At 39.1% G+C, this 17887-nt stretch carries 12 protein-coding genes, 1 tRNA gene and 3 rRNA genes; all 16 read left to right on the top strand.

The genetic code is table 11. From position 1 onward, the window contains the following. Positions 1-12: 12 nt before the first annotated feature. The 16 genes from D4A81_RS01985 (at position 13) to D4A81_RS02060 (ending at position 17853) form a co-directional block, all read left to right on the top strand. Positions 13-2997, top strand: a complete 2985-nt coding sequence (locus tag D4A81_RS01985) for a glycoside hydrolase family 3 N-terminal domain-containing protein (RefSeq protein WP_111526006.1) — start codon at positions 13-15, stop codon at positions 2995-2997. Beyond that, on the top strand, positions 2990-4360 hold the full coding sequence (locus D4A81_RS01990; RefSeq protein WP_111526007.1) for an aminotransferase class I/II-fold pyridoxal phosphate-dependent enzyme: 1371 nt from the start codon (positions 2990-2992) through the stop codon (positions 4358-4360). The genes D4A81_RS01985 and D4A81_RS01990 overlap by 8 nt, the downstream gene beginning before the upstream one ends. Before the next feature lie 6 nt (positions 4361-4366). Then, complete coding sequence (locus D4A81_RS01995; protein WP_111526008.1) at positions 4367-4951, top strand: nucleoside/nucleotide kinase family protein; 585 nt, start codon at positions 4367-4369, stop codon at positions 4949-4951. A gap of 1 nt (position 4952) precedes the next feature. Further along, complete coding sequence (holB, locus tag D4A81_RS02000; protein ID WP_111526009.1) at positions 4953-5927, top strand: DNA polymerase III subunit delta'; 975 nt, start codon at positions 4953-4955, stop codon at positions 5925-5927. A gap of 9 nt (positions 5928-5936) precedes the next feature. After that, positions 5937-6746: a PSP1 domain-containing protein gene (locus tag D4A81_RS02005; protein WP_111526010.1), complete on the top strand. Its 810-nt coding sequence runs from the start codon at positions 5937-5939 to the stop codon at positions 6744-6746. Positions 6747-6750: 4 nt separating this feature from the next. Beyond that, the gene (locus tag D4A81_RS02010) at positions 6751-7497 is read left to right on the top strand and encodes a tRNA1(Val) (adenine(37)-N6)-methyltransferase (protein WP_111526011.1); all 747 of its coding nucleotides are present in this window, start codon (positions 6751-6753) and stop codon (positions 7495-7497) included. Then, positions 7487-8329 carry a 16S rRNA (cytidine(1402)-2'-O)-methyltransferase gene (gene rsmI, locus D4A81_RS02015; RefSeq protein WP_111526012.1) on the top strand — a complete coding sequence of 281 codons (843 nt, stop codon included), beginning with the start codon at positions 7487-7489 and terminating at the stop codon, positions 8327-8329. The genes D4A81_RS02010 and rsmI overlap by 11 nt, the downstream gene beginning before the upstream one ends. Before the next feature lie 15 nt (positions 8330-8344). Continuing rightward, on the top strand, positions 8345-8794 hold the full coding sequence (rpiB, locus tag D4A81_RS02020) for a ribose 5-phosphate isomerase B (protein ID WP_111526013.1): 450 nt from the start codon (positions 8345-8347) through the stop codon (positions 8792-8794). 4 nt (positions 8795-8798) lie between these two features. After that, on the top strand, positions 8799-9158 hold the full coding sequence (locus tag D4A81_RS02025) for a hypothetical protein (protein WP_111526014.1): 360 nt from the start codon (positions 8799-8801) through the stop codon (positions 9156-9158). An 11-nt stretch (positions 9159-9169) separates the two neighbouring features. Further along, positions 9170-10009, top strand: coding sequence for a pyridoxamine kinase (locus tag D4A81_RS02030; RefSeq protein ID WP_111526015.1), 840 nt, complete (start codon positions 9170-9172; stop codon positions 10007-10009). Continuing rightward, positions 10006-10200, top strand: a complete 195-nt coding sequence (locus tag D4A81_RS02035; RefSeq protein ID WP_111526016.1) for a DUF951 domain-containing protein — start codon at positions 10006-10008, stop codon at positions 10198-10200. Before D4A81_RS02030 ends, D4A81_RS02035 begins: the two co-directional genes overlap by 4 nt. Next, positions 10197-11750, top strand: a complete 1554-nt coding sequence (locus D4A81_RS02040; RefSeq protein ID WP_111526017.1) for an ABC-F family ATP-binding cassette domain-containing protein — start codon at positions 10197-10199, stop codon at positions 11748-11750. Before D4A81_RS02035 ends, D4A81_RS02040 begins: the two co-directional genes overlap by 4 nt. Positions 11751-12371: 621 nt before the next feature. Then, positions 12372-14013: ribosomal RNA gene (locus D4A81_RS02045) — 16S ribosomal RNA — on the top strand. 67 nt (positions 14014-14080) lie between these two features. Beyond that, a 5S ribosomal RNA gene (gene rrf / locus D4A81_RS02050) occupies positions 14081-14198 on the top strand. Positions 14199-14656: 458 nt separating this feature from the next. Continuing rightward, positions 14657-17545, top strand: a 23S ribosomal RNA gene (locus tag D4A81_RS02055). Together the 16S, 23S and 5S rRNA genes with 1 tRNA gene alongside form the textbook arrangement of a ribosomal RNA operon. A gap of 235 nt (positions 17546-17780) precedes the next feature. Next, positions 17781-17853: transfer RNA gene (locus tag D4A81_RS02060), tRNA-Gly, on the top strand. Positions 17854-17887: the final 34 nt, after the last annotated feature.

Raw genomic sequence — 17887 nt, forward strand, 5'->3', positions numbered from 1 at the left:
AGGAGGAGTATTATGTTGGCTATTAATATGGCAGATGTGATAAGTGTAATCAAGTCTATAGCACCCCAGCTTATAGCTATAGTGACACTTTTTGTGGCAGCACTTGTGGTTATGTTTATCACAAGAAAAGAAAAGCCTGCATTTAGAAAGCTTGTTAGATCGCTTTCATGGTTGATTTTTGGTTTGGGTACAGTTTTTTGTATAAACTTAATGTTAAACGGCCCACTAAAGACTATGATAACACTTGCTACCGGAAGAGGCGTAATTACAGAGAGTTCTTTAAATGATGCAAAGACTCTTGGTGAGGAGATTTCAAGTGAGGGTATTGTACTTTTAAAGAATGATTCGGCATTGCCTATTCAAAAAGGCTCTAAGATAAACTTATTTGGGTGGTCATCTACTAACCCACTATATGGTGGTACAGGTTCAGGTGGTTTGAATGATTCATTCCCTACAGTTTCACTTATTGAGGGACTACAAAATGCCGGATTTGAAGTTAATGAGGAACTTGTAAAGTTCTATACAGATTTTAGACAGACAAGACCTACAGTAGGTATGTGGGGACAGGATTGGACTATACCTGAGCCTACAATAGAGCAATATAATGAGGCGAATATTCTTGAAAATGCTAGAAATTATTCTGATAAAGCAATAGTAGTTATTGCCAGATCAGGTGGAGAGGGTGCAGATCTGCCAAGAAGCCTTGATCCAAATGTAGAAGATACATTTGTAGATGGTGGAACTTTTGGATCAAAGGGTATAAGATATAGCGATCAAAAAGATGATTTGGATGCTGATAAGAGCTATTTGGAATTGTCAAACAGAGAAATAGCAATGCTTGATGCAGTAAATAAGAAGTTCAAAAATATTGTGGTTATTATTAATGCATCAAATCCTATGGAGCTTGGCTTTGTAAATGAATATGAGAATATATCCGGTGTAATATGGTGTCCCGGAGTCGGACAGACAGGATTTAATGCACTTGGTAAAATACTTGATGGTGAGGTGAATCCTTCAGGTAAGACCAGTGATATATTTGTATATGATTTAAAGAATACACCAAGCTATAATAACTTTGGAAATTTCAATTATACAAATATGGATGAATTTGCAGTAGAAGATAGAGGTACATCCTACAATCCAAGCTTTGTAAATTATGTTGAAGGAATTTATGTAGGATACAGATTTTATGAGACTGCAGCAAAAGAAAACGCTATAAATTATGCTGGTTATGTGCAATATCCATTTGGTTATGGATTATCCTATACTGTATTTACTAAGGAGATGGGAGAGATAGTAGCAAATGACGGCAATATAAGTATTGATGTTTTAGTTACGAATACGGGCAATACTGCAGGAAAGGATGTAGTACAGCTTTATTATAATCCTCCATATACAAATGGAGGTATTGAAAAGGCAAGTACAAACCTTGTAGGCTTTGCTAAGACTAAGTTATTACAACCCGGAGATAGTCAGACTGTGAAGATTACCTTTGCAGTAGAGGACATGGCATCATTTGATGAAAAAATCAAAAAGGCATATGTGCTTGAGGCGGGAGTATATGAAATAAGTCTTCAGGAGGATTCACATAATATACTTGATACCAGAACATTCCCGGTAGAGGAAGATATATTATATGGCGAAACAAATAAGAGAAGTAGTGATATGGAAGTGGCTACAAACAAACTTGATGATATGAGAGGCAATTTTACTGTTCTTTCCAGAAAAGATCAGTTTGCCAATCTTGATGAAGCACTTAAGCCACCTACTGATTTTGAACTTCCGGCAGATAAAAAGGCAGCATTTTTAAATAATAGCAATTATGATGGCAAGAATTTTGATATAGAGTCAGATGAGATGCCAAAGACAAATGCAGGAAATAAGATAAAGCTGGTAGATCTTCGTGGGCTTGACTATGATGATGAGGCATGGAATAGCTTGCTTGACAATTTGAGTTTTGAGGATATGTCAAAACTTGTAGCTTTGGGAGGATATCAGACTACCACTATAGGTAAAATAGGAAAAGTACAGACTGTGGACTGTGACGGACCTTCCTCTATAAACAATAACTTTACAAAGAAGGGTTCAATAGGTTTACCGGCTACTATAATGCTTGCAAATACTTTTAATACTGATTTGGCACATTCATTTGGAGAGAATATCGGAAATATGGCGAGTCAAATGGAGGTTTCAGGCTGGTATGCCCCTGCTATGAATACACATAGAAGTGCATTTGCCGGAAGAAACTTTGAGTACTTCTCAGAGGATCCGCTACTTGCCGGAAAGATTGCCTCAGAAGCGGTAAAGGGTGCGGCAGATTATGGAGTATATGCGTATATAAAGCATTTCGCACTAAATGATCAGGAGACAAATAGGAATTATCAGCTGATGACTTGGGCAGATGAGCAGACTGTAAGAGAAATATATTTGCGTCCTTTTGAAATCTGTGTAAAAAAGGGTAAAGCAAAAGCTGTGATGAGTGCATTCAATCACTATGGCATCACTCCGGCAAGCGCATCAAATGAAGTGCTAAACAAGATTCTTAGAGATGAGTGGGGCTTTAGAGGAATGGTACTCACAGACTACTTCGGTGCCGGTGGATATGGTTATATGAATGCTGATAGAGGTATAAGAAATGGTAATGATTTCTGTCTTACAGCTATTGACGCGGGATATAATTATGTAAAGGATAAGAGTGCTACATCAATGATGGCTCTTAGAAAAGCGTCGCATAATATACTGTATACTACAGTTAACTCCAGAGCTTATGCACCGGAAAACTTAGATTTGGGTATGATGAGATGGCAGGTTGCCACCATAATGATAGATATTATATGTGTAATAGCAGCACTACTATTGGCTATAAAAGCATGGAAAAACTATGGCAAAAGAAAGGCTCTTGAAAGAAGCGAAGCACCTATTGATACAGTAGGTACTGATACTTCCGTAGCAGATGTTGATGTAATAGAAGAAAATAAAAATATAGATAATGAATAAAGAATATTTAGCATATAAATTAAAAGAATATGTTAGCTCCGGTATATTGCCTATGCATATGCCGGGGCATAAAAGAAAAGTGCCAAAAGAAATTAAAGAATCTATGGTAGATATTTTCACTATGGACTTGACAGAGGTAGAAGGCACTGACAATTTGCATGATGCCACAGGCATTATAAAGGACTCTATGGAGTTTGCAAGTAATATATATAGAACAAAAAAAACATACTACTTAATTAATGGCTCAAGCTGTGGTATACTTGCCGGTATAAGAGCTTGTGCTTGCACAGGAAATTATAAAAAACAAAAATCATATATAATTGTAGCTGAGAATGCACACTTTAGTGTATACAATGCTATAGAATTATTAGATTTGATACCTATTTACCTAAATATAGGTTATAATAGTTTAGGTATCGCTGATGGATGCGATGTAGAGAGACTTAAAAAGCTCCTAGAAATAAATAAGAAAAAAAATATAGTGGCTGCAATGTTGACTTCACCAACTTATGAAGGAGTAGTATCAGATATACAAGAAATTGCAAATATTTTACATGACGCAAAGATTCCATTGATAGTGGATGAAGCACATGGTGCTCACCTTATGTATATAGAAAAAACAACAAAAAAATATGTGAGTTCAAATATTGATATGAATTTTCCTATATCGGCATTAAATCTTGGTGCAGATATAGTAATACAAAGTCTTCATAAAACTTTGCCTTCGCTTACTCAAACTGCACTTTGTCATATTAATTCAAATCTTGTTGATGAAAAACATTTGGAGGAGTCGCTTCATATGTTTGAAACCAGTTCTCCATCCTATATTTTTATGTCAAGTATAGATGCTTGTATCAGATATATGAATGAAAATGATGCTAAGATGAGGACATATTTGAATGACTTATGGGAATTCATTAAGAGTATAAAGCATTTTGAGCATATTCATTTATGGAGATGTAATTCAAATCTTGGTTATGATTTTACTAAGATTGTGATATACAGTGATATTTTGGACGGCATTACTTTGGCAAATATACTAAGAGAATCATATAATATCGAGACTGAGATGAGTAAGCTGGGATTTGTACTTGCTTATAGCACTGTTTGTGATGATAAAAATGATTTTAAGAGACTTTACGAAGCTTTAAATGATATTGATAAGAATTTCTTTTATATAGAAAATGAGTCTTTGATAAATCTTGATATAAAATATCTAAATAAGGTGGCAGAAAAAAACATCTATATATATCCTCCCGGAGTACCGGTGATAAAGAAGGGAGATATTATAGATATAGACAGTTTTAAATTGCTTGAGGAATATATAAAAAAAGGGAAGAGGGTCTATGGCTTAGAGCCGTAATATAAAATGGGAAAAATTTATTATGTAATGGGCAAGAGTGCTTCCGGAAAAGATACTATCTTTAAAAGGCTGTATGAGGAATGTCCTAAGACAAAGAAACTTATAACATATACTACAAGACCTATGAGGAATGGAGAAGAAAATGGTAAGAGCTATCATTTTGTAGATGAATCTGTTATAGAAGATTATAGGAAACAGGGTAAACTGATAGAAATGAGGACTTATAATACAGTTAACGGACCATGGATATATGCTACAATTGATGATGGTTCTCTACATTTGGAAAGCAGAAACTATCTGGTAATAGGAACATTGGATTCTTATAAAAAAATTAGAGAGTACTATGGAAATGAAAATGTGGTTCCTATTTTTATAGAGTTAAGTGACGGTATCAGACTTCAAAGGGCTTTGAATAGAGAGATGATGGAACCTATACCACAGTATGCGGAAATGTGTAGAAGATTTTTGGCAGATGAAGAGGACTTTTCACCAATGAGACTGGAGGCTGCCGGAATTACAAAGAAATATGTAAATGAAGATTTAAACAAATGTATAATGGAAATAAAAAAAGATATGGGAATAAAGGTATAAGATGAGTGATTTTATTCTTGGAAATGAAAAGGTAAGACATCATTTAAAAGAATCCATAATAAAGAATACCATTTCACATGCATATATTTTGGCTGGAGATAAAGGAGTAGGAAAATCGAAAATAGCAAAAGAATTTGCTATGGAACTTATATGTGAGAGAGATCATTCCGGATGTGGGCAATGCCCGACATGTAGGCAATTTTTGGCAAATGCATATCCGGATTTTTTCTATATGGATGCAGAGGGCAAGGACAGCATTGGAATCGAAAGAATTAGAGAAGATATAGTTGCAGATGTGGGCATAAGACCATATCATGGTGGAGTAAAGATATATGTGATAGATGAGGCCGATAAAATGACAACTGTGGCACAGAATGCTTTACTAAAGACTATAGAAGAACCGCCGGAGTATGTTGTAATATTGCTGTTGGTGAGAAATATAAGTTTGCTTCTTGAAACTATAAGGAGTAGATGTATTAAGCTTTTGCTTAGTGCTGTAAGCAAGGATAGAATAAAAAACTGGCTTATAGAGAATGGTACGGGAGAGGATATAGCTACAGTCTTGGCGTCATATTCAAATGGAGCACCGGGAATAGCAAAATCTATGGCGGAGTCGGAAGACTTTGCAATAATATATGAGAAGAATGTTGAGTTTTTGAAAAAGATTTCAGAAGCTTCTATAAATGACATACTGGATTTCATCGAAGAGTTAAAAAAAAGAACTGCCGGCTTTAAGGAGTTCATAAATTTTCTTAGACTTTGGTATAGAGATATTTGTATATTAAAGCTCACAAAGAAAATAGATAATCTGGTATTTATAAGAGAAGAAAGCATTATTTTAAGGCTTTCAAGGGAATATACACTTAAAAAGATAAATAGTATAATTGATTTGATAGATGAGACGGAGATTAGGCTAAACTCCAATGTAAGTAGTGAAACAGTTATGGAATTGCTTTTTATTGGCCTTAGAAAATAGGAGAGAATGATGAGAGTAATAGGCGTTAGGTTTAGGGAAGTGGGAAATATCTGCTACTATGATCCTGATGATATTGATATAGATATAAATGATAGAGTGATAGTTGAAACTGAGAGAGGTGTTGAATGTGGTAGGGTCATACTGGGTACTAGAGAACTTAGTGAAGCTTACGATAATCCAATAAAGAAAATAATAAAAAAGGCGGACCTTGAAGATATTGTAAGATATGAGGAAAATATAAAAAAAGAAAAAGAAGCTTTTGATATATGTAAGGCAAAGATAATAGAATTGAATCTGCCTATGAAGCTTATATCCGCCGAATATACTTTTGATAATGCAAAAGTATTATTTTATTTTACAGCAGAAAGTAGAGTTGACTTTAGAGAACTTGTAAAGATACTGGCTTCAATTTTTAGAGTTAGGATCGAGCTGAGGCAGGTTGGTGTAAGAGATGAAACAAAGATGGTGGGAGGTATGGGCTCATGTGGAAGAGCACTTTGCTGCCACAGTTATCTCTCTGATTTTGTACCTGTGTCTATAAAGATGGCAAAAGAACAAAGTCTGTCTTTGAATCCTGCTAAAATAAGCGGTGTGTGCGGAAGGCTGATGTGTTGTCTGAAAAATGAAGCTGATACATATGAGTATTTGAATAAAAAAATGCCGAAAGAGGGAGTAGCTGTAAGTACGCCTGCCGGAGAAAGTGGAGTTATAGTATCTACAAGTGTACTAAGACAGACTGTAAAGGTATTGGTTACAAAATCCGAGGATTCAAAAGAAATAGAAGAATATTCTTTAAGTGAAATAAGGATAAAATCTTAAAATCATGAAAAATGAATTGTTAAAGGAAGAAGCCGGAGAAAGATTGGATGATTTACAGTGCAATAATCTTTTTATTATACAAAATCCGGATAAGTTTTGTTTTGGTATAGATGCTGTACTTTTATCAAACTTTATTAAAGTAAAGAAGAATGGTCATGCAGTAGATCTATGTACAGGAAGTGGAATAGTACCTATACTTCTTAGTGCAAAAACTATGGCAAAAAGAATAACCGGTATTGAAATACAAAAAGATATTGCAGATATGGCAAATAGAAGTGTGAAATATAATGGATTGGAAGAAAAAGTTGATATCATAAATGATGATATTTCAAATGCATTAAAGCATATAAAACATTGTAGTGTTGATGCGGTAAGCGTCAATCCTCCGTATATGAAAGATACCACAGCTATAAAAAATCCTGAGTTGCCACTTGCTATTGCAAGGCATGAGTTACTTACAGATCTGGATACCGTTGTGGAGGTTTCGGGTAAGCTTTTAAAAGAGAATGGCAGATTTTTTATGATACATAGACCAAATAGACTTTCTGAAATATTTGCTTCATTAAAGAAAAATAGAATTGAGCCAAAGAGGATAAGATTTGTACATCCATATATAGAAAACAAGGCAAATTTGGTATTGATAGAGGGTGTTAAGGGATCAGGAGTATGGCTGGATGTAGAACCACCTTTGGCAGTATATAAGGAAAAAAATGTTTATACAGATGAGGTGCTGAGAATATATGACAGGTAAGATATATTTGGTGGCTACACCTATAGGAAATCTTTCGGATATGAGTATAAGAGCAATAGATACTTTGAAAAATGCGGATATTATTGCTTGTGAAGACACAAGAAATACTATAAGACTATTGAATTATTTTGAAATAAAAGGTCATTTAACATCATACCATGAGTATAATAAAATAGATAAGGCATATGAGCTATGTGAAAAGGTAAAAGAGGGAAAGAGTATCGCCTTCGTTTCAGATGCCGGAATGCCTGCAATATCAGATCCGGGTTATGAACTGGTAGATATCGCATATAAAGAGGGCTTAGAGGTGACTATTATACCGGGTGCAAGTGCAGTGGTATCAGCCCTTGCAATAAGCGGTATCAGCTCAAGGAGATTTTCTTTTGAAGGGTTTTTGCCTGTTGATAAGAATGAAAAAAAAGAAATACTTGCCGAATTAGTTAATGAGAGCAGGACTATTATTCTTTATGAGGCACCGCATAGATTGTTAAAGACCTTAAAGGAAATATTAGAGTATATAGGTGATAGGAATATTGCCATAGTAAGAGAGCTTACAAAGTTGCATGAAGAGGTTTTAAGAGGCAGATTGACTAATATAATAGCTGATTACGAATCTGAGAAGGTTGCTATCAGAGGTGAATACGTACTGGTAATAGAGGGGAAAAGCCTTTTGGAGAAAAGATGTGAAAGGCAAAAGTCTTTTGAGGAAATCAGTATCAGAGAACATTATGAGAAATATATATATGATGGCATGGACAAAAAAGAGGCAATGAAGGCAGTGGCCAAAGATAGAGGAATACAAAAAAGAGATGTTTATAAGGAACTCTTGTAAATATAAGGAGGAAATATGAGAATTGGAATAGGAAACGATCATACAGCAGTTGAGTTAAAGGATATCGTGACAGAGCATTTAAATGCAGCAGGCTTTGAAGTTGTAGATTATGGAGCCAAGGCAGGAGAGAGATGTGATTATCCTGTGCCTGGAAGAGAGGTGGCAGAAGCTATAGTTGCAGGAAAAGTTGATAAGGGAATACTTATTTGTGGTACAGGCATTGGCATATCTTTGGCAGCTAATAAGGTACCAGGAATTAGAGCGGCAGTTTGCTCAGAGCCTTATTCTGCAAAGATGGCTGCACTTCATAACAATGCCCAAATCATTGCCTTCGGTGCTAGAGTAGTAGGCTCTGAAATGGCTAAGATGATTGTTGACAGCTTTCTTGAGACTGAGTTTGAAGGCGGAAGACATCAGAACAGAATTGATATTATAAGTGAAATAGAAGAAAAATACTCTAGGTAAAGTCATGGGAATAGAAAATTGGTTTAATTTTGAGACTGCAAAACAAAAAAAGAAAAAGATGGATAGGTATTACAAAAAGCTTTATCCTTTCGGTGAAGAACAAAAGAACTGGGAACAGGAGAGGTTGGATAAGGCTTTTGTCAACAATAAAAGGACAAAGAGCTATCATTTTGAACTTTTGATTTTGCGAGAAAGTATTGCAAATTTATCTGATCCTGATATTTATGATGAGGATGAAGAACGACCAAGTGTGGAGGATGTAATACAAAACTGGATAAAAAAGGAAACAGTTTATAAGCTAAAACCTGAAGAAAAGCAGATGTTAGCAGATATTGCACTTGAGGAAATGAAAAAATTTAAATGATTGGGAGTTTTATGGACAAAAAAGTATTAACAGTACAGGATATTTCATGTTTTGGACAGTGCTCAACTACAGTGGCATTACCTATACTTTCAGCATGTGGAGTGGAGACAGCTATAATGCCGTCTGCTATACTTTCAACACATACAGGTGGTTTTAGTGGATTTACATTCAGAGATCTTACTGAGGATTTGCCTAAAATTATGGAGCATTGGAAAAAAGAAGATATAAACTTTGATGCTATATATACGGGTTATCTTGGAAGTAAGAGACAGATAGAGATTGTAATAGATTTATTTGATAATCTCTTGAAAGAAGACGGAATAAGAATAGTAGATCCGGCAATGGCAGATAATGGTAAACTATATACTGGATTTGACGATGAATTTGTGAAAGAAATGAGAAGCCTTGTTGGTGTTGCAGATATAGTACTACCGAATATGACTGAGGCAGCCCTGCTGACTGGTAGTGAGGCGATACTTGAGAATCAAAGTGATGAGTATATAAAGGACATTATATATAAACTTAGAGGATTGGGTGCAAAGAATATTATATTAAAGGGTATCAGAAATGTTGAAGGCAAGCTTGGTATAGCTGTGTTTGAAGGTGCTACTGAGAGCACAGAGATATTCTATATAGAAAGAATAAAAAAAGATGCACATGGTACAGGAGATTGTTATGCAGCAGCATTTACCGGAGGCTTGATGCATGGAAAGAGATTTATTGAGGCTGCAAAAGTCGCTGCAGAATTTGTTTCTGAAGCTATAGTAAAGACAATAGATGATGAAAGTCATTGGTATGGAGTAAAATTTGAAAAGGCATTGCCAGTATTGGTAAGAGAGCTGAATAGATGATAAAAATAGATGCAGGAGATATACTTACATTAAAAAAGCCACATCCATGTGGTTCGCATGAGTGGGAAGTGCTTAGGATTGGACAAGATTTGAGGCTAAAATGTGTAGGATGTGGGCATCAGATGATGATTGCAAGAAAAAATATAGAAAAGAATATTAAAGCAAAAGAAAAAGGAAAAGATATAAAATGAGTATTTTGAATGTGGAAAATTTGAGCCATGGTTTTGGTGATAGAGCTATTTTTGATAATGTTTCCTTCAGAATGCTAAAGGGTGAGCATATAGGGCTGGTAGGTGCCAACGGAGAAGGTAAGTCTACATTTATGAGTGTGGTTACCGGTAAGCTTATGCCCGATGAGGGTAAGATAGAATGGGCAAAGAATGTTCAAATAGGATATTTGGATCAGCATTCCATACTTGAAGAGGGGATAAGTATAAGAGATGCACTAAGAGGAGCATTTGATCAGCTCTTTGATATGGAAAAAAGGATGAATGAAATATGTGAACTGCTAACTACAGCTGAAGAAAGCAGGATGGATGAGCTTATGGAAGAACTTGGAACTATTCAAGAACTTTTGATGGCACATGATTTCTATACAATAGATGCTAAGGTAGAAGATGTTGCAAATGCTTTGGGGCTCAGTGATATAGGACTTGATAGAGATGTAACAGAGCTAAGTGGTGGACAAAGAACAAAGATTCTTTTGGCAAAGTTGCTTTTACAAAAACCTGATATTTTACTTTTAGACGAGCCTACAAACTACCTGGATGTAGAACATATTGATTGGCTGAAAAGATATTTACAAGATTATGAGAATGCATTTGTATTGATTTCACATGATATACCATTTCTTAATTCTGTGGTAAATATCATATATCATATGGAAAATCAAGAGTTAAATAGATATGTTGGTGATTATAATAAATTCCTTGAAGTTTATGAGGTAAAGAAAAAGCAGTTGGAGGCGGCATACAATCGTCAACAGAAGGAAAGAGAAGAGCTTGCGGATTTTGTCGCTAGAAATAAGGCTAGAGTTGCCACTAGAAATATGGCAATGAGTAGACAAAAAAAGCTTGATAAGATGGATATTATAGAACTTGCAGCAGAAAAGCCGAAGCCTGAGTTTAACTTTAATGAGGCTAGGACACCCGGTAAGACTATTTTTGAAACTACGGATCTTGTTATAGGCTACGATTCACCGCTTTCAAAACCTATAAATGTGAGGATGGAAAGAGGCGAAAAGATTGCAATGTTTGGTGCAAATGGTATAGGAAAATCTACTCTTTTAAAGAGTATACTTGGTCTTACACCGGCACTTTCAGGAAAAACTGTTTTAGGAGATTATCTTGAAATAGGATATTTTGAACAAGAGAGTGATAATAAGTCAAAGAATACCTGTATAGAGGAAATCTGGAGTGAGTTCCCGGGATACAGTCAGTATGAGGTAAGATCTGCACTGGCAAAATGTGGACTTACAACAAAACATATAGAGAGTCTTTTTAGAGTACTATCAGGTGGAGAACAGGCTAAGGTAAGACTTTGCAAGCTTATAAACAGACCTACAAATATTCTTTTTCTGGATGAACCTACAAACCATTTGGATGTGGATGCTAAGGAAGAGTTGAAAAGAGCATTAAAAGCATATAAGGGTAGTATACTTTTGATTTGTCATGAACCTGATTTCTATGAAGACTTTGTTACAAGAACAATAGATTGTAGAGAGTGGTCATTAAGAATGTAAAATAGTTCAGCCGGTTAAAACGTAGTATACCCGGCTGAGTGAAAAAATAAAATAAGCTTGACAAGAGTAAAAATAAAGAGTAGAATAGCAGCACTGTCATTTGAGGGCAGTTTAAAAAATTCTTAAAAACAAATTTGAAAAGTTGTTGACAAGGAATTAAAAATTTGATATTATGTCTAGGTTGCTCCAAAAGAGTGATGAAGTTCGAAAAAACTTTTAAAACAATTAAAAAACTGTTGACAAAGATAGATGAACTTGATATAATAGTCAAGCTGTTTCAAACAGCGAAACAATGAACCTTGATAATTTAAGATTAAACAGTACACACAACCCTGAAAATTTCACATATTTTTCTTGATGGAAATGAGCGAAGCGAAGTTTGAATTTAGAAAAATAGCGCACCTCGTCGAGAGAAGCGAGACGATGGTGTTACATTTAAATATGTAATGAGATTTCAGATGCATTTTTTCACTTGATGAAAACGAGCGAAAGCGAAGTTTCATACCTTAGTGAAAAAACAGTTCTTCGTATGAGTGAAACGAGTACGATAGAACAACCTTAAAAAACAGTAGATCTGTGAAAACAGATGATGCAAGCTAGCGAGAAGGCTAGATTAAACTTTTATATGAGAGTTTGATCCTGGCTCAGGATGAACGCTGGCGGCGTGCTTAACACATGCAAGTCGAACGAAGCTATTAAAAGGAAGTTTTCGGATGGAATTTTAATAGACTTAGTGGCGGACGGGTGAGTAACGCGTGGATAACCTGCCTTATACAGGGGGATAACGGAGAGAAATTTCCGCTAAGACCGCATAAGACCACAGCACCGCATGGTGCAGGGGTAAAATATTTATAGGTATAAGATGGATCCGCGTCCGATTAGCTAGTTGGTGAGGTAGAGGCTCACCAAGGCGACGATCGGTAGCCGGCCTGAGAGGGTGAACGGCCACATTGGGACTGAGACACGGCCCAAACTCCTACGGGAGGCAGCAGTGGGGAATATTGGACAATGGGGGGAACCCTGATCCAGCGACGCCGCGTGAGTGAAGAAGTATTTCGGTATGTAAAGCTCTATCAGCAGGGAAGAAAATGACGGTACCTGACTAAGAAGCCCCGGCTAACTACGTGCCAGCAGCCGCGGTAATACGTAGGGGGCAAGCGTTATCCGGATTTACTGGGTGTAAAGGGAGCGCAGACGGCGATGCAAGTCTGAAGTGAAAGGCGTGGGCTCAACCCATGAACTGCTTTGGAAACTGTATAGCTTGAGTGTCGGAGAGGTAAGCGGAATTCCTAGTGTAGCGGTGAAATGCGTAGATATTAGGAGGAACACCGGAGGCGAAGGCGGCTTACTGGACGACAACTGACGTTGAGGCTCGAAGGCGTGGGGAGCAAACAGGATTAGATACCCTGGTAGTCCACGCAGTAAACGATGAATACTTGGTGTCGGGGAGGAAAACTCTTCGGTGCCGCAAGCTAACGCATTAAGTATTCCACCTGGGGAGTACGTTCGCAAGAATGAAACTCAAAGGAATTGACGGGGACCCGCACAAGCGGTGGAGCATGTGGTTTAATTCGAAGCAACGCGAAGAACCTTACCAAATCTTGACATACTCTTGAATAGCTTTGTAATGAAGCTAGCCCTTCGGGGCAAGGGATACAGGTGGTGCATGGTTGTCGTCAGCTCGTGTCGTGAGATGTTGGGTTAAGTCCCGCAACGAGCGCAACCCTTGTCGTCAGTAGCCAGCAGTAAGATGGGCACTCTGACGAGACAGCCGGAGATAATCCGGAGGAAGGTGGGGATGACGTCAAATCATCATGCCCCTTATGATTTGGGCTACACACGTGCTACAATGGCGTAAACAAAGTGAGGCAAAGCTGCGAAGCCAAGCAAATCACAAAAATAACGTCTCAGTTCGGATTGTAGTCTGCAACTCGACTATATGAAGCTGGAATCGCTAGTAATCGCAGATCAGAATGCTGCGGTGAATACGTTCCCGGGTCTTGTACACACCGCCCGTCACACCATGGGAGTCATCAATGCCCGAAGTCAGTGACCCAACCCACACTGGTAAACATAAAGCTGTGATAATGATACGAAGTAATAAACCGCTAGGTTTATGGATGAGTATCATTATATGATATAAAGAATAGCAGTAAGTTATGTTTAGCAGTGTGGGAGGGAGCTGCCGAAGGCAGGGAGGATAACTGGGGTGAAGTCGTAACAAGGTAGCCGTATCGGAAGGTGCGGCTGGATCACCTCCTTTCTAAGGAAAAAGTAGGGGTTGTGAGTACTGTTTAGTTTTACATTATCAATGTTAAGACTAAAAACTTAGCGGTGTCGATGCGTCTAGGGGACACACCCGTTCCCATTCCGAACACGATGGTTAAGACCTAGTCGGCCGATGGTACTATACTGGAGACGGTATGGGAGAGTAGGTGGATGCCGCTGCATTTTTCACTTGATGAAAGCGAGCGAAGCGAAGCTTGAATCTTAGTGAAAAAGTACACCTTGCGTAGCGTAGCGAAGCAATGGTGTTACCACAAGTGGAGATTACATCAGATATTCCTTTGGAGAGGATGAAAGGTGTTGAAGTTCGAATCTTCATATCTCACTGTTAAAGCGACAAGCTTTAACTAAATGTACCTTGAAAACTGCATACCAAACGAGAAATTATATAAATATTTTATAATTAGACATCCGAGGTATTAATTGCTTTAAGTAATTAATATTTTAATGCATTATTTACTTAATGAAAACGAGCGTAAGCTTGTTTCAGATTTTAGTAAATAAGTAGTTTTTCATACGAACAAAGTGAGTATGAAGAACACAAAAGTAATAAATTTTTAAACATAGTGTATGATACACGCTAGTGTCATACATGAACACTAAATCTAAATGATTTAAGAGGTTAAACATAAAGAGCGTAGGGTGGATGCCTAGGCACTGACAGCCGAAGAAAGACGTGACAAGCTGCGAAAAGCTGCGGGGAGAAGCACATATTCAGTGATCCGCAGATGTCTGAATGGGGAAACCCACTTGGAAGAACTCCAAGTATCTGTACGCCAATACATAACGTACAGAGGGGAACCCGGTGAACTGAAACATCTAAGTAGCCGGAGGAAAAGAAAACAAAAGTGATTGCGAAAGTAGCGGCGAGCGAAATCGTAAGAGCCCAAACCGTGGTGCGTGCACTGCGGGGTTGAGGACTGCGACATGAGTAAGATACATTACCTGAACCGTTTTGGAAAAGCGGGCCAAAGAGCGTGAGAGCCGTGTAAGGGAAAATGTATTTAATCTAGCAGTATCCAGAGTACCACGAGACACGAGAAACCTTGTGGGAAGCAGGGGGGACCACCCCCCAAGGCTAAATACTAGTCAGTGACCGATAGCGTATAGTACTGTGAAGGAAAGGTGAAAAGAACCCCGGGAGGGGAGTGAAAAAGAACCTGAAACCCTATGTTTACAAACTGTGGAACACCGAAAGGTGAACCGCGTACTTTTTGTAGAACGGTCCGGCGAGTTACATGTACAGGCGAGGTTAAGTATTAAAGATACGGAGCCGAAGGGAAACCAAGTCTTAATAGGGCGAAAGTAGTCAGTATGTGTAGACCCGAAACCGGGTGATCTATCCATGTCCAGGTTGAAGTTCGCGTAAAAGTGAATGGAGGACCGAACGCACATCCGTTGAAAAGGGTGGCGATGAGGTGTGGATAGGGGAGAAATTCCAATCGAACCCGGAGATAGCTGGTTCTCCTCGAAATAGTTTTAGGACTAGCCTCGTTATTAGTCTACCGGAGGTAGAGCACTGAATTTTTGCGGGGGCGTCAAAGCCTACCAAGAGATATCAAACTCCGAATGCCGGATAGATGATTAACGGGAGTCAGACTGCACGAGATAAGTTGGGTAGTCAAAAGGGAAAGAGCCCAGACCTACGGCTAAGGTCCCAAAGTGTGTGTTAAGTGGAAAAGGATGTGGGATTTCGAAGACAGCTAGGATGTTGGCTTAGAAGCAGCCATACATTAAAAGAGTGCGTAACAGCTCACTAGTCGAGAGGTCCTGCGCCGAAAATGTCCGGGGCTAAACACACCACCGAAGCCTAGGAATGTAATATATACATTGGTAGAGGAGCATTCTTAGAGGCGTAGAAGCCATACCGAAAGGAGTGGTGGAGTAATAAGAAGAGAGAATGCCGGAATGAGTAGCGAGAAAGAGGTGAGAATCCTCTTGGCCGAATATCTAAGGTTTCCTGAGTAAAGCTGATCTACTCAGGGTAAGTCGGGGCCTAAGGCAAGGTCGAAAGACGTAGTCGATGGATAACAGGTACAGATTCCTGTACTACATATAATCAGAACTGTGGGGACACGGAGACTAAAAACCGAACCCGGGAGGACAAAAACCGGGGCAAGCGAAGTACCTGTATGGGAGGAAAAGCCACCATGCAAAGGGAAGACGTGATGCGTACCGAAAAATAGTAGGGAAGTCGGTTAGGGAGCCGTCAAGAAAAGCCGCTATTGTATTATATGTACCCGTACCGCAAACCGACACAGGTAGATGAGGAGAGAATCCTAAGGCCGGCGGGAGAAGCATTGTTAAGGAACTCGGCAAAATGACCCCGTAACTTCGGGAGAAGGGGTGCCACTAGAAATAGTGGTCGCAGAAAAAAGGCTCAAGCAACTGTTTAGCAAAAACACAGGTCTATGCGAAACCGCAAGGTGAAGTATATGGGCTGACGCCTGCCCGGTGCTGGAAGGTTAAGAGGAGAAGTCAGGCAACGAAGCTTTGAATTGAAGCCCCAGTAAACGGCGGCCGTAACTATAACGGTCCTAAGGTAGCGAAATTCCTTGTCGGGTAAGTTCCGACCCGCACGAAAGGCGTAATGATTTGAGCGCTGTCTCAACAATGCACCCGGTGAAATTGAAGTACCAGTGAAGATGCTGGTTACCTGCGCCAGGACGGAAAGACCCCATGGAGCTTTACTCCAGTTTGGTACTGGGATTCGGTAATACTCGTACAGGATAGGTGGGAGACGAAGAAGCATGGACGCCAGTTTATGCAGAGTCGCCGTTGGGATACCACCCCTGTATTGCTGGATTTCTAACCTGCACCCGTTATCCGGGTGGGGGACAATGCCAGACGGGGAGTTTGACTGGGGCGGTCGCCTCCGAAAGAGTATCGGAGGCGCTCGAAGGTTCCCTCAGAATGGTCGGAAACCATTCAAAGAGTGCAAAGGCAGAAGGGAGCTTGACTGCGACACCGACGGGTGGAGCAGGTACGAAAGTAGGACTTAGTGATCCGGTGGCATAAAGTGGGATTGCCATCGCTCAACGGATAAAAGCTACCCTGGGGATAACAGGCTTATCACTCCCAAGAGTTCACATCGACGGAGTGGTTTGGCACCTCGATGTCGGCTCATCGCATCCTGGGGCTGTAGCAGGTCCCAAGGGTTGGGCTGTTCGCCCATTAAAGCGGTACGCGAGCTGGGTTCAGAACGTCGTGAGACAGTTCGGTCCCTATCCGGCGTGGGCGTAAGATATTTGAGAGGAGCCGTCCTTAGTACGAGAGGACCGGGACGGACTGACCGCTGGTGTACCTGTTGGAGAGTAACTCCATGGCAGGGTAGCTATGTCGGGACGGGATAAACGCTGAAGGCATCTAAGCGTGAAGCCCCCCTTAAGATGGGATATCTCATGTGAAAACAGTAAGACCCCTTGAAGACTACGAGGTAGATAGGGCCAAGATGTAAGTACAGCAATGTATTAAGTTGATGGTTACTAATAGGTCGAGGGTTTAACCAAAAGGATAGAAAATTTATAACATATAATCGGATACATCATCAAATCCGAAAGCGAATTTGATATGTACTTTCTTACTAAAGCTTAAACGAAGTTTTTGCTAAGTAAGAAATGCAGTTTGGTAGGCAGTTTTGAAGGTACATATTTTTCTTAGTAAGTACAAGCGAAGTACGAACTTAGAAAAATAGCGTACTTGATTTTACGAAGTAGAATCATAGTGCTTCCTATACATATATATGCGCGAGTGGCTCAGTTGGTGGAGTACGACCTTGCCAAGGTCGGGGTCGCGGGTTCGAGTCCCGTCTCGCGCTCTGTAAGAAGTCTTAGTTTTAAGACTTCTTTTGT

It is taken from the genome of Lachnoanaerobaculum umeaense (assembly GCF_003589745.1).
Lineage (GTDB): Bacteria > Bacillota > Clostridia > Lachnospirales > Lachnospiraceae > Lachnoanaerobaculum > Lachnoanaerobaculum umeaense.